Genomic DNA, 12893 nt, shown 5'->3' with positions numbered 1-12893 from the left:
TCTCGGGCGGGAAGGCAAGCTGCAACTGCAGTTCGATCCAGAGAGGAGCCCGCACACGGCAGCCATGGCCGCCAAGTTGCAGACCGATCATGGTCGCAGCGCCTATCGCAAACGCAACTGGATCGCCGAGCCGCCCAATGGCTGGATCAAGAGTGTGCTGGGATTCCGCCAATTCAGCCTCAAGGGCCTCAGCAAGGTCCAAGGCGAATGGAAGCTCGCTTGTGCGGCGCTGAATCTGCGGCGCATGGCCTGAAGATCTCGAGCGCGTCATCCGCCTCGATGCCTAGATACCTGACGGTGCTTTCCAGCTTCGTGTGACCGAGTCTGCTTGGAGATCCCGGACAACCTGGAAGTCGGCCGCCGCGACCCCATGCGGCTGCTGGAGGACGTGCCGCGCCTGAATACCGCCAACGTGGACGCCGTGGTGCTGTCCGCATGCGTGCAGATGCAGTCGCTGCCGGCGCTGGATGCGGCCCAACGTCGGCTCGGCCTTCCGGTCACGTCCACTGCCGCATGCACGGCCAGGACGATGCTGGTCGTTGGGCCTGACGGGGGCGGTCCCCGGGTTCGGCGCGGTCCTCGAATGACGCGGAGTTTCCACGCCGCGTCACCCCGCCGGATTCGCCTAATCCAGCTTGATGCCCGCCGCCTTCACCACGGAGCCGTAGGCGGCGAGTTCGTTGCGGATCACGTTGCCGAAGCCTTCGGCCGTGCCCGGCGCCGCGCCAATCCCGGAACCGGCCAGCTTTTCGCGCACTGCCGAATCCTTGAGCGCGGCGTTCAGCTCCGTGTTCAGGCGGTCCAGGATGGGCGTGGGTGTCTTGGCGGGGGCCACGATGCCGACCCAGGAGTTGAGGTCGAAGCGGGGAACGCCGCCCTCGACGAAAGTCGGGATGTCCGGGTACTGGGGCGAGCGCTTCCCGCTGGGCACGCCGATCGGCACCAGCTTGCCCGATTTCAAGTGGCCATGGATCGACGCCGCGGAGGAAAAGGCCAGCGGGATGTGGCCGGCGAGCACGTCGGCAACGGCCGGACCGCCTCCCTTGTAGGCCACATGGGTGAGGTTGGCGCCGCTGCGCTGCTTCAGCAGCTCGCCGGCGATATGGGTGATGCTGCCGTTGCCCGAGGTGCCGAAGGCCAGGCCGCCCGGCTGCGACTTCGACAAGGCAATCACATCCGCCAGAGAGCGCGCCTTCACGTTCGGGTTGGCGACCAAGATGATGGTGGAGTCGCCGATCTTGCCGACCGGGGCGAAGTCGCGCAACGGATCGAAACCCACCTTCTCGTACACGTGCGGGTTGATGACGAAGGTGCCGTCCAGCACGACCAGCAACGTGTAGCCGTCCGGCTCGGCCGTGGCCACTTGCTGGCTGCCTATGTTGCCCGAAGCGCCCGGGCGGTTGTCCGGCACCACCTGCTGACCCAGCCGCTTGCTCATGAACTCGGCGATTGTGCGGCCGGCGACGTCGGTGACGCCACCCGGCGCGAACGGAATCACCAGCCGGATCGGCTTGTTCGGATAGCCGCCCTGGGCCAAGGCGGCGGGGGATGCCAAGCCCCCGACCATCAGGGCGGAAGCGACAGCCAGCACATCACGCCGGCGCAGGAAGGTTTTGTTCTGGTTCATGTCAGTCCAGTGGGAACGAGGGTTTCAGGTGGGGTTGGACGGCTTGGCGCAGGCAGCGATCAGGCGTGCCAGGAGGCCGTCGGCGTCTTCCAGGCCGTTCATGACGGAGTAGTGATGCGCGCCCGGCACTTCCACGTAGGTGGCGCGGCCGCCCGCCGCCGTGCAGGCCTTGGCGAAGTCGTGCGACTGCTTCACCCAGGAGGTCGGCTCCCCGCCCCCCGCGACCAGCACCAGGGGCACGGACGGATGGGGCGGGCGGCGCATCGGGCTCAGCGCGTCGACCTGCTCGGGCCGTAGCCGGATCTCCTGGTTGACGCTGATAGAGAGCACCGGCTCCAGCTCGTAGATGCCGCTGATCAGCGTGGCCGCGCGCGGCACCCACGGTGGCGTGGCTTCGCCGGATTGCGGCAAGGCCGCGGCGATCAGGTGCGCGCCAGCGGAGTGGCCGGATGCGGTGATGGCAGCCGGATCGCCGCCCCACTCTTTCGCGTGAGCATGGATCCACTGGAAGCCCTCGCGCACCTGCCGCACGATCGCCGGCAATTCCACCGCAGGGCAAAGGTCGTAGTTCATGACAACCGTGGTGATTCCCATCGGCACCAGTGCGTCGGCCACGTAGCTGTAGTCGCTCTTGTCGCGGCCGCGCCAGTAGCCGCCGTGCAGAAACACGTGCACCGGCGCGGCGGCCGCGGCCGCCGGGAAAACATCCAGGGTGGCGAGCTTGCCTTGGCCGTAGCGCAGGTCGAGCCGGGCAGCCGTCAAGCGCTGCCGAGCGCGCGCACTCAACTCCGCGGTGTGGCGGGTGAACTGTTCGACATCGGGGACCGCTTTCCGCGGGTTGTACTGCGACTCGATGTCGTCAGGGAGAGGAATGCCAAGCATGCGGGGGGAAGCGGAACTTCTCGGAGGCGGGGTAGCATGCTACCAAGGCGCGTGCCGCCGTCCTACAACGTTTCACCTTAAGAAGAAAGGAACTCCCATGTCGCATCCCGACATCACCATCCCTCCCGTGCCGGCCGATCTCGCCGCCCCGCGTGGCCACTACAGCCACGCGGTGCGAGCCGCCGGGCTGGTGTTCGTCGCGGGCGAACTGCCGGTCACCGCCGATGGCCGACTCCTGAACGAAGCTTCGTTCGAGGAGCAGACTCGCCAAGTGCTGGCCAACGTCGGGGCGGCACTGCACGCCGCCGGCAGTTCCGTGGACAAACTGCTGCAGGTGCGGGTCTACGTGACCGACGTGGACCAGTGGCCGGCCTTCAACGCCTTGTACGCCGAATGGTGCGGCGAGGCACGCCCGGCGCGCGTCGTGGTGCCCGTGCCCAAGCTGCATTACGGGTTTCAGGTGGAGGTGGAGGCGACCGCGCTCGCCTGACGCAGCGATCGGCGGCCGTTCGCATGCGACCGACGGGAACGCTCAGGTCTGGTTGCTGGTTGAACAGAGCCAAGTCACGCGCTCTGATCGCCAACTGCCGGCGGATGCGGATAGACCGTGTTTCCTTCGGCTCTAGTGAGCACCCGGTCCCGGCCCTTCTGATGCAAGCTGGCAACGCCACCGTGCGGCAGCCTCGCGCCCATGACCCGCTACGACAACAGCCAGTCCCGGACAGCGGGGGTGAAGCCGGCGGCGTCCGCGCTACCAGCCAATGTCCTGTGTCCAACCCCAGTCGTGCGCAGTCAGAGTGATGACCTGCCCGCCCGGGCAGATCCGGTGGACGACGTGCAGCAGCCGGTCCGTCATCTGCCCCAGAGTTGGTCTACAGCGATCGGCGCCGTTGGTAGCCGGGCAACGTCAAGCGACACCAGCGGAATCGATCCCGCAGCTCCTGTAGGGTTGCATCCCAAAGGCGAACCGTGTCGGGCCATCCGTGCAGCATCAGCAGCGTCTCAGCGCCCTGTCCTTCAACAACAACCGCCGACCGACAACACTTTGCTGCCGACAGGGATCAATCAGGCAATTCGCAAATTCTGGACAGGTAGTCGCACCGCGATTGCAGGCGAGGCCGCCACGGCGCCATCCCCGAGGACCACGCGCTGGAATTCCTCAGCGACAAGGGCGGAGCGTACATCGCCGCCGACACGCGCAGCGTGGCCCGCCAGTTGGGTCTGACGCCGATCACCACGCCCGTGTGCAGCCACAGAGCAACGGATGGCCTAGAGCTTCGTCAACACCTCAAGCGCGACTACGTCAGCCGCATGGACCTGACCGACGCGCCAACGGTGATGGCGCAGTTGCCGGCGGCATTCGAGCACTTCAACCAGGTGCATCCGCACTCGTCGTTGAAAATTCAATCTCCCGGGGAGTTCAGGCGGCTACAAACCGCGCAACCGCGCCAGCTTCGGCAAGACGAACCGGCGCTAACTTGTGACTAGACGGTGTCCGGGAATGCAGGGGCCAGATCAACGTTTTCAAGCGCAAAGTCCTCGAAGGGTCAAGTAGGTCGTCCGCTTGCCAGGCTCAACTGCGCACCCCGGGCAGCTACGGACTGTTTCCCCGTACCGCCCATGCTCTCGCACGTAGCGTCAGTGGGCCATTGTCCGCGCCGAGCAAGCTCCTCCGCAGGGCCTCGCGCAAGCGCAGCCGGCGGTCTTGGGGAAGCGATGCAACGTACGCGGGCGCGGGGCCCTGTGCCCCAAGGAAAGGCTGCCAAAGGTCGTCGAGACCCGAGAATTCCATCTCGATCTCCAAGGGCGCGATCTCGACGTTCGTCAAGCTCGCTTGCTTGAACGCAGACGCGAGGGAGGGTGGTCGACACAGGGTGAAGCGGCGCCCTTCGTGAAGCTCCACGGCGTCGGGATCGAGCGTGGACGCGACATCCCAAAAGCGGCGCAGCATTTCCATGCCTTCGGCGTAATCCCAGACATAGCCCGCGACGATGCCACCCGGCACCGTGACACGCACCATCTCCGCCAGGCCCTGGGGCAGGTGAGCGATGAAGTTCAGCACCAAGCCCGAAGCAACGACGTCGACTTCACCGTCCTGCAGCGGGATCGAGCCCGCGTCGCCGACGAGAAGGCGAATCGACGTCGGCAGGCGCTGCCTCGCCACCGACAGGAAGCCCGCCGAAGGATCGACCCCTGTCAGGGCCGCAGGAGGACTGTGTCGCAGAATCTCAGCGCACAGCGCACCCGTTCCGCATCCGACGTCGAGCCAGCGCCGGCCCGTGGGGATCGCCAACCACGAAAGGAACAGCGGCGCGACACGCCGGCTCCAGCGGCCGATAAAGCGGTCATAGGGATCACCGGCGTTCCAGGAGTCGTTACCGATGGCTTCGGCCATGCCAAGCCCCTTTTTCTCGTACACGGCCCCATGGTGCGCGTACTCCGGCAGCTGCGCAACAGTGCGCGCACTGCACGGCTGCTTCTGGCGCGGAGCGGACGTGCAGCTGACGCCGGCGAATGATCGATGCACCGAAGCAAGCGAAATGCGCGTGTCGGCGGCATCTCGGGACAAACAGCGACGGCGTTTTGTACAGTGCCGTCACCGCTGTCGGCGAGAGGTATCTTGTGGGGCGCGGCGCGGCCTTACTCCGTCACCTTCACGCCCCTCCAGAATGCCACGCGGTCCTTGACGATCTCGGCTTCGGGTTTCGGGTTTGGGTAGTACCAGGCCGCTTCCGGGTTCAGCTCGCCGTCGACGATCAGCGAGTAGTAGCTGGCCTGGCCTTTCCAGGCGCAGCTGGTGGTGTGGTTGCTGAAGGTGACGTACTCGCGCTTGAGCGCGTCGGCCGGAAAGTAGTGGTTGCCTTCCACCACCACCGTGTCGTCGCTCTCGGCGATGACCGTGTCGTTCCAGATCGCTTTCATAAGGTCTCTCCTTCGGGCGCGTGCAGCCAGTGCACGCTGAACAGGCGTTGCGGGTCGGTCCACACCGGACCCGGCCGGAAGCCGGCCCGGCGCGCCAGCGCGCGCAGACCGTCGACGGTGAACTTGTACGAATTCTCGGTGTGCAGGCTCTCGCCCTCCTCCAGCTCGAAGCGCTTCCCGCCCAGGCGTACCGACTGCCGCTCGCGGCTGACCAGGTGCATCTCGATACGCCGGTGCGGCGCGTTGTAGAAGGCGTAGTGGGCGAACTGGTCCAGGTCGAAGTCGGTGCCCAGTTCGCGGTTGGCGCGCGCCAGCAGGTTCAGGTTGAAGGCGGCCGTCACGCCTTGCGCATCGTTGTAGGCGGCGTGCAGCAGGCCGGGATCCTTGACCAGGTCGGCCCCCAGCAGCAAGGCGCCGCCGCGCAGCACCTCGCCGGCGCGCTGCAGGAACTCCAGCGCCTCGGCCGGCGTGAAGTTGCCCAGCGTCGAGCCCGGAAAGAAGCCGACGCGGCGGCCACGCGCTGGCGGCAGCACCAGCCGCTGCGTGTAGTCGGCCGCCACCGGGTGCACGTCCAGCCGGGGAAATTCCGCGCGCAAGGCGGTGGCGGCCTCGCCCAGGTAGTCGCCCGAAATGTCGATCGGCACGTAGCGCGCCGGCGCGGCGAAGGCCTGCAGCAGCAGCCGCACCTTGCGCAGCGAGCCGGCGCCGAACTCAACGATTTCCGCGCTCGGCCCGGCCAACGCGGCCATCTCCCCGACATGGCGCTCGAGCACCGCCAGCTCGGTCCGGGTCGGGTAGTACTCCGGCAATTCGCAGATGCGGTCGAACAGCTGCGAGCCAACGGCGTCGTAGAAATACTTGGGCGAGATGCTGCGCGGGCGCGTGGCCAGCGCCGACAGCAGGTCGCGCCCGAAGCCCGATTCCCCCAGCGCCGGCGCCGGTGTCGACGGCCGGCCCAGCGCCTCGTCCTGCTGCAGCACGCCCGGGGTCAGCATGCACCGTCCCGGGCCAGCCGCAGGCCGCTGAACTGCCAACGGGCAGCCGGCGGAAAAAAGTTGCGGTAGCTCGGCCGCGCGTGGCCGGGCGGCGTGGCGATGCTGCTGCCGCGCAGCACCACCTGGCCCACCATGAACTTGCCGTTGTATTCGGCGATGGCGCCGGTCCAGGGCTGGAAGCCCGGATACGGGTCGTACGACGAGCGCGTCCACTGCCACACGCTGCCTGTCATCTGGCGAATGCCCGGCAAGCCGCAGGCGGCCTCCCACTCGAACTCGGTCGGCAGCCGGGCGCCGGCCCAGCGGGCGTAGGCGGCCGCCTCGTAGAAGCTCAGCTGGCTGACCGGCGCGGCCGGATCGAGCGGTCGCACGCCGTCGAGCCCGAACACCTGCCACTGGTCGGCCGGTGCGCGCGGGTCGCCCGGCGCCAGCCAGTAGGCCGGCGCCTGCCAGCCCTGGGCCCGGGCCAGGGCCCAGCCGTCCGACAGCCACGGTCCCGGCCTGTCGTAACCGCCGTCGGCGACGAAGTCGGCGTACTCGCCGCAGGTCACCAGCCGGTCGGCGATGCGGTACGGCTGCAGCCACACCGTGTGACGCGGCGTTTCGTTGTCGAAGGCGAAACCCTCGCCTTGGTGCCCGATCTGCACAGCGCCGTCCGGCCCCTTGTGCCAGCGCAGCGGCTCCGGCTGGCTCGCCAGGCGCAACGCCGGCGCGTCCGTGTCGCGGTAGGCCGGCAACAGCGGGTTGCAAGACAGCAGGTGCAGCACGTCGGTCAGCAGCAGTTCCTGGTGCTGCTGCTCATGCTGCAGTCCCAGCGCCAGCAGCGGCTGCGCCGCCTGCCAGCTGGCGGCGTCGGCGTCGAGGATGAAGCGTTCGATGCCGGCATCGACATGGGCGCGATAGCGGTGCACGTCGGCCAGCGAAGGGCGCGTGAGCAGGCCGCGCAGCGGCCGCGGGTGGCGACTGCCGAGCGCCTCGTAGTACGAGTTGAACAGGTGGGCATAGCGCGCATCGAAGGGCTGGTGCGCGGGCGCCAGCGCACCGAGCACCACCGTCTCGAAGAACCAGCTGGTGTGCGCCAGGTGCCACTTGACGGGACTGGCGTCCGGCATCGACTGCACGCACTGGTCTTCGGGCGACAGCGGCTGCGCCAGCGCAACGCTGCGCGCGCGCACCTGGGCGAACTGCGCGGCGATCGGCGCGCGTTGCGCCAGATGGCGGCCAGCCGTGCCGGCGGCGGGCGATGGGTTCAAGGACATCGGTCCGTGTCTCCTGGTGGGTCGAACAGGCCGTTGCCGGCCCGGCAGCAAGCGTCTATCGTCCCTGCGCAAACCATTACAGCACAGCGAAAAGACGCCGGGGACGGCCGGACGTCGGTGCCAGCCGGGGTGGCGTCAATCGGCCGCGCGCCCCTCCAGCGCGGCAACCTCGCGGTGCTGGCGCCACTGACCCAGCGGCGGCGCCGGCGTCCATGCGCACGAACAGCACCGGCTGGTCGCAGGCCGCCCACCGGACGCGATGGCTCGCCCACTTGCGCACCTGGCCGGGCGGCAGGTACAGGTACACCGGCGGTGTTGAGTTGCGACAGGTTCTTTCCGCTGAAGCGGGAAGCTGGAGACTTGTAGCCAAGTGCCGAGTGCCGAGTGAGGGCTGCCGGCGTCGTAGCAAGCCCAGAACGCGGCCGACCAGTCAGTGCGTTCTGCGCTGTTGCTCCATGTGCGCCCATAGGCCCATTGACGCAGGCAAGTCTGTAGCAAACGTCCTGCCTTGCCGTTGGACTGCGGCCGGCAAGGCCTGGTGAAGGTGTGCTTGATGCCCCAAGGCTTCGCAGGTTCTCGCAAACAGCCTGGAGCGGCAGGCGCTGCCGTTGTCCCGCAGCAGCTCGCCCGGGCCCTCTGGCTCATGCCCCACCACCGGCTCCACCGGGTCAAGTGCCTTCAGCCCGGCCAGCCCAAGCGGGCTGGCGGCCGGCTTACCGCAGCGACGCTGTCGCCCGACAACCAGGCAATGCGCCGCATCGGCATGCGCGAGCGGCCTGGCTGCTCGATACGCAAAGCAAGTTCGGCATCGACTGACTGCGTGTGCGCCCCGGCCACTGCGATCCTTCAGGCTTTTCTCGCCGCCTTGCCCAAAGCGGCAAAGCCACTTGCGCGCGCTCTGACCGCTGATGCCGGCAGCATCAGCAGCGGCCATCAGCCCATCACCGAAATGCTTTGAACGCGCAAGTTGCGACGCTCGGCAGTCAGCTGGCATTCTTATGACTGTTCATCCGGCGGAACTCCTCTGAGAGTGCTGAAGCGTCGTAACTCCAGTCTCCCGGACTCGTCCGGGGCGCCAACCTGTTGAAGCATCACACCGAGCGGCGCATGATCGCGGCTCAAGGCCGCACTGAGGGTGCCAAGCCGAACTCGCGCGCCAGCAGCTCGTAGGAGCGCCGCTGCGCCTGCGCGTCCCAGGCCCAGGTGATCACCACCAGCTGCCGCACCCCGAGTTCGTCGGCCAGCGCGCGCAGCCTGGCCGCCACCTGCGGACCAGATCCCACCATCGCCTTGCGGCGCAGCTCGGCGCGGTGGACCTCCTCCTGTTCGGTGCGCGGCCGCTCGGCCTGCTGCGGCGGCAGCAAGGGGCCGAAGCGCCCCAGGTTGCGGTCCAGTCGGGTGCGCTCGCGGCTGGCGAACAAGCGCCACGCCTCCTCCTGGGTGTCGGCCGCCAGTGCCCAGACGCAGACTGCGACCTGCGGCTGCGCCGTCCAGCCGGGGCGAAAGGCCTGGCGGTACAGCGCCAGCGCTTCGGCGCAGCCGTCGTCGCTGATGAAGTGGGCAAAGGCGTACGGCATGCCCAGGTGGGCGGCGAGCTGGGCGCCGTAGGCTGAGCTGCCCAGCATCCACAGCTGCGGCGCCGTCTCGGCGCGCGGCAAGGCCTGGATGCCGTGGCCCGGATGGCCGGGCGGCAGCTCTTGGCCGTTGACCCAGGCATGCAGCTCCATCACCTGCTGGGGAAACGAGTCGCTGGAGCGCGGGTCGGGATTGAGCAGCCGCGCGGTGCGCTGGTCGCTGCCCGGCGCCCGGCCGACGCCCAGGTCGATGCGGCCGGGGGCCAGCGCGTCGAGCACGCGGAACTGCTCGGCCACCTTGAACGGCGCGTAGTGCGGCAGCATCACGCCGGCGCTGCCGATGCGGATGCGCGAGGTGCGCGCGGCGATGGCTGCCATCAGCACCTCGGGCGCAGTGCCCACGATGGTGGGCAACGCGTGGTGTTCGCTCAGCCAGAAGCGCTCGTAGCCGAGCGCCTCGCAGTGCTCGGCCAGGGCCACCGTGTCGCGGATCGACTGGTCGTGCGGGATGCCGCTGCGAGCCACGGACTGGTCGAGGACGGAAAGGCGAAGGGACTCGGTCATGGCGCATTGTCTCCGCTGCGGCGGGCCGATAATTGCCGCATGGCGCAACCCCGGACGACGTCGCAGCGGCCCCATGTCCTCATCGTCGGCTGCGGCTTCGGCGGGCTGGAGGCGGCGCGCGCATTGCGCGACGCGCCGGTCGCCATCACCTTGGTGGACCGCGCCAACCACCACCTGTTCCAGCCGCTGCTGTACCAGGTGGCCACCGCCGGGCTGTCGGCGCCAGCCATCGCGGCGCCGGTGCGCTTTCTGTTTCGCGACCAGCGCAACCTCACTTCGCTGATGGGCGAAGTGACCGCGATCGACGCCGGACTGCGGCAAGCCACGCTGGAGGACGGCAGCTTGCTGCCCTACGACCACCTGATCGTGGCCGCCGGCGCCACCCACAGCTACTTCGGCCGCGACGACTGGGCCGCGTTCGCGCCCGGCCTGAAGACGCTGGACGATGCCTTCGAGATCCGTCGCCGCATCCTGCTGGCTTTCGAGGCGGCCGAGCGCGAGGCCGACCCGGTGCGGCGGCAGGCCTGGCTCACCTTCGTGGTGATCGGCGGCGGCCCGACCGGCGTCGAGATGGCCGGCACGCTGGCCGAGATCGCCCGCCACACGCTGCCTGGCGAGTTCCGCAACTTCGATCCGTCCAGCGCCCGCATCCTGCTGCTGGAAGGCGGCCCGCGCGTGCTGCAGGCCATGCCCGAAGTGCTGAGCGCCAGCGCCCAGCGCCAGCTGGAAAAACTCGGCGTGCAAGTGCGGGTCGGGGCGCGGGTGGTCGCCATCGACGGCACCGGGCTGCAGGTGCAGCCGGACACGGGAGATGCCTGCCGGATCGACGCGCGCTGCGTGGTCTGGGCGGCGGGCGTGGCCGCATCGCCGCTCGGGCGGCAACTGGCGCAAGCCGCCGGCGCGGAAACCGATCGCGCCGGCCGGGTGCTGGTGCAGCCCGACCTGAGCCTGGCCGGCCATCCCGAAATCACCGTGATCGGCGACCTGGCCGCAGCCCGCAGCCATGCGCCGGGCAAGGAGCCGCGGCCGGTGCCCGGCGTGTCGCCGGCGGCCAAGCAGATGGGACGCACGGCCGCCGCCAACCTGCGGCGGCGGCTGCGCGGCGAGCCCACGCAGGCTTTCCGCTACCGCGACTTCGGCAACCTGGCCACCATCGGCCGCAATTCGGCCGTGGTGGACCTGGCCTCCCCGCTGGGACCGCTGCGTTTCAGCGGCTACTGGGCCTGGCTGTTCTGGCTGTTCGCCCACGTTTATTTCCTGATCGGCTTTCGCAATCGGCTGGTGGTGCTGATCGACTGGGCGTCGGCCTACTGGAGCCGCCAACGGTATGCGCGCGTCATCTCCGACATTCCGCCGCAACCGGGCAAGGACGGTTGACATGGCCGTCCACATTGTCCGGCTCGGAACGGCGCGTGCCCCCGGCGAAGGCCTGCGCCTGGGCACGGTGCGGCGGCCGCCGCGCGGCGTGCCCAGGCAGGAATTCGCCAGCCGCGACTTCTACGACGTGTGGCTGCCGAACCTGGCGCCCAGCCCAGCGCCGATGGCGCAGGGCCGCGCCGCCGACAGCGATGCCGAATGGAAGACGTTCCGGCGCAAGTACGAGGCCGAAATGAAGCAGCCGCAAGCCGCCCACGTGCTGGACCTGCTGGCGGCGATGTCGCACGCAGCGAGCTTCGCGGTCGGCTGCTACTGCGAGGACGAGCAGCGCTGCCATCGGTCGGTGCTGCGGCAGCTGCTGCGCAGCGGGGCGAAGGTGGTTGCTTGCTCACCCCGGGTTTGACGCAGGCCGCGCCGGCCCTCAGTGCGCCGCCACCGCCTCCACCGCACCGCCAGACGCCTGCGGCCGCGTCAGCCAGACCAGCGGGATCAGCGCCAGGAAGATCACCGCCGACAGCCAGAAGATGTCGTTGGCCGCGAGCATGAAGGCCTGCTGGTCCACCAGCCGGTTCACCTGGGCCAGCGCCTGCTCCTGCGTCAGGCCGGCCGCCTGCAGGCCGCTGAGCGTCGCCTGCGCCGCAGCGCTGCCGGGATGCACCGACTCGGCCAGCTGCGCGTGGTGCAGCGCGGCGCGGCTCTCCCACAGGGTGGTGGAGATCGAGGTACCCATCGCCCCCGCCGTGATGCGCACGAAGTTGGTCAGCCCCGACGCTGCCGCCATGCGCTCGGGCCCCAGCCCGGACATGGTGATCGTCATCATCGGGATGAAGAAGAACGCCATCGCCACGCCCTGGATGACCGTGGGGATCATGATGGTCCAGAAATCCGCCTGCGTGTTGAAACGCGAGCGCATCCAAAGCACCAGCCCGAACACGATGAAGGCGAAGGTCACGTACTTGCGCGGATCGACCTTGCCGACGGTCTTGCCCACCAAGGGCGAGAACACCATGGCCATCAGGCCCACCGGCGCCATGATCATGCCCGCGTCGGTGGCGGTGTAGCCCATGAACTGCTGCAGCCACAGCGGCAGCAGCACGACGTTGCCGAAGAACAGACCGTAGGCGATGGCGGTGGCCGCGGTGCCGGTCCAGAAGTTGCGGCGCGCGAACAGGCGCAGGTCGACCACGGGATGATCGTCGGTCAGTTCCCAGACCAGGAAAAACGCGAAGCCCACGATGGCCACCAAGCCCAGCGTCACGACAAGGCCGGAGTGGAACCAGTCGCGATCCTTGCCGATGTCCAGCATGACCTGCAAGGCGCCGATCCACACCACCATCAGCGCCAGGCCCACCGAATCGATCGGCAGCTTGCGGATCACGCTCTCACGCTTGCGGTAGATCGCCCAGGATGCGAGTGCCGAGACGATGCCCACCGGAATGTTGATATAGAAGATCCACGGCCAGTTGATGTTGTCGGTGATCCAGCCGCCCAGCAGCGGCCCCAGCACCGGCGCGATCAAGGTGGTCATGGCCCACATCGCCATGGCCAGCCCGGCCAGGGCCTTGGGGTAGCTGGACAGCAGAAGCGATTGCGACAAGGGAATCATCGGCCCGGCGACGAAGCCCTGCAGGGCGCGGAAAGCAATCAGTGTCGTCATGTTCGGCGCAAGGCCGCACAGCAGCGAGGCCACCAT

12 protein-coding genes and 3 pseudogenes are annotated in these 12893 nt (G+C 68.5%); 6 read left to right on the top strand and 9 right to left on the bottom strand.

Features of this window, described 5'->3' with window-relative positions:
• Together JWP65_RS07360 and JWP65_RS07355 are read left to right on the top strand one after the other, a co-directional pair.
• The coding region (locus JWP65_RS07360; RefSeq protein ID WP_299762142.1) for a transposase at window positions 1-253 on the top strand (253 nt) is incomplete at its 5' end.
• A gap of 78 nt (window positions 254-331) precedes the next feature.
• Window positions 332-587: pseudogene (locus tag JWP65_RS07355) on the top strand (Asp/Glu racemase); the annotation flags it as partial.
• Between the two features lie 38 nt (window positions 588-625).
• On the opposite strand, the gene JWP65_RS07350 reads toward JWP65_RS07355, so the two are convergent.
• Both JWP65_RS07350 and JWP65_RS07345 read right to left on the bottom strand, forming a co-directional pair.
• Complete coding sequence (locus tag JWP65_RS07350) at window positions 626-1627, bottom strand: tripartite tricarboxylate transporter substrate binding protein (protein ID WP_299762139.1); 1002 nt, start codon at window positions 1625-1627, stop codon at window positions 626-628.
• A gap of 24 nt (window positions 1628-1651) precedes the next feature.
• Window positions 1652-2509, bottom strand: a complete 858-nt coding sequence (locus tag JWP65_RS07345) for an alpha/beta hydrolase (RefSeq protein ID WP_299762136.1) — start codon at window positions 2507-2509, stop codon at window positions 1652-1654.
• A 97-nt stretch (window positions 2510-2606) separates the two neighbouring features.
• Here JWP65_RS07345 and JWP65_RS07340 point away from each other — a divergent pair, with 97 nt between their 5' ends.
• Window positions 2607-2999 carry a RidA family protein gene (locus JWP65_RS07340; RefSeq protein ID WP_299762133.1) on the top strand — a complete coding sequence of 131 codons (393 nt, stop codon included), beginning with the start codon at window positions 2607-2609 and terminating at the stop codon, window positions 2997-2999.
• Between the two features lie 638 nt (window positions 3000-3637).
• A pseudogene (locus tag JWP65_RS07335) lies at window positions 3638-3997 on the top strand (IS3 family transposase); the annotation flags it as partial.
• 106 nt (window positions 3998-4103) lie between these two features.
• Here JWP65_RS07335 and JWP65_RS07330 read toward each other — a convergent pair.
• The 6 genes and pseudogenes from JWP65_RS07330 to JWP65_RS07305 all read right to left on the bottom strand — a co-directional run bounded on the left by JWP65_RS07330 (window position 4104) and on the right by JWP65_RS07305 (window position 9823).
• Window positions 4104-4928, bottom strand: a complete 825-nt coding sequence (locus JWP65_RS07330) for a class I SAM-dependent methyltransferase (RefSeq protein WP_299762130.1) — start codon at window positions 4926-4928, stop codon at window positions 4104-4106.
• A 221-nt stretch (window positions 4929-5149) separates the two neighbouring features.
• Window positions 5150-5431 carry a DUF427 domain-containing protein gene (locus tag JWP65_RS07325; protein ID WP_299762127.1) on the bottom strand — a complete coding sequence of 94 codons (282 nt, stop codon included), beginning with the start codon at window positions 5429-5431 and terminating at the stop codon, window positions 5150-5152.
• Complete coding sequence (egtD, locus tag JWP65_RS07320) at window positions 5428-6426, bottom strand: L-histidine N(alpha)-methyltransferase (protein WP_299762125.1); 999 nt, start codon at window positions 6424-6426, stop codon at window positions 5428-5430. The genes JWP65_RS07325 and egtD overlap by 4 nt, the downstream gene beginning before the upstream one ends.
• Complete coding sequence (egtB, locus tag JWP65_RS07315) at window positions 6420-7685, bottom strand: ergothioneine biosynthesis protein EgtB (protein ID WP_299762122.1); 1266 nt, start codon at window positions 7683-7685, stop codon at window positions 6420-6422. The genes egtD and egtB overlap by 7 nt, the downstream gene beginning before the upstream one ends.
• Window positions 7686-7996: 311 nt before the next feature.
• Window positions 7997-8695: pseudogene (locus JWP65_RS07310) on the bottom strand (leucine zipper domain-containing protein); the annotation flags it as partial.
• A 108-nt stretch (window positions 8696-8803) separates the two neighbouring features.
• Complete coding sequence (locus tag JWP65_RS07305; RefSeq protein WP_299762118.1) at window positions 8804-9823, bottom strand: LLM class flavin-dependent oxidoreductase; 1020 nt, start codon at window positions 9821-9823, stop codon at window positions 8804-8806.
• Between the two features lie 39 nt (window positions 9824-9862).
• Here JWP65_RS07305 and JWP65_RS07300 point away from each other — a divergent pair, with 39 nt between their 5' ends.
• Window positions 9863-11200 (top strand): NAD(P)/FAD-dependent oxidoreductase, encoded by a 1338-nt coding sequence (locus tag JWP65_RS07300; protein ID WP_299762115.1) that lies wholly within the window; start codon window positions 9863-9865, stop codon window positions 11198-11200.
• A 1-nt stretch (window position 11201) separates the two neighbouring features.
• Window positions 11202-11603 (top strand): DUF488 domain-containing protein, encoded by a 402-nt coding sequence (locus JWP65_RS07295; RefSeq protein ID WP_299762112.1) that lies wholly within the window; start codon window positions 11202-11204, stop codon window positions 11601-11603.
• An 18-nt stretch (window positions 11604-11621) separates the two neighbouring features.
• Here JWP65_RS07295 and JWP65_RS07290 read toward each other — a convergent pair.
• A partial coding sequence (locus tag JWP65_RS07290; protein WP_299762109.1) for a DHA2 family efflux MFS transporter permease subunit occupies window positions 11622-12893 on the bottom strand: 1272 nt, incomplete at its 5' end.

The organism is Ramlibacter sp. (assembly GCF_028292805.1).
GTDB lineage: Bacteria > Pseudomonadota > Gammaproteobacteria > Burkholderiales > Burkholderiaceae_C > Ramlibacter.
This window is presented reverse-complemented; position numbering and strand designations above follow the sequence as displayed.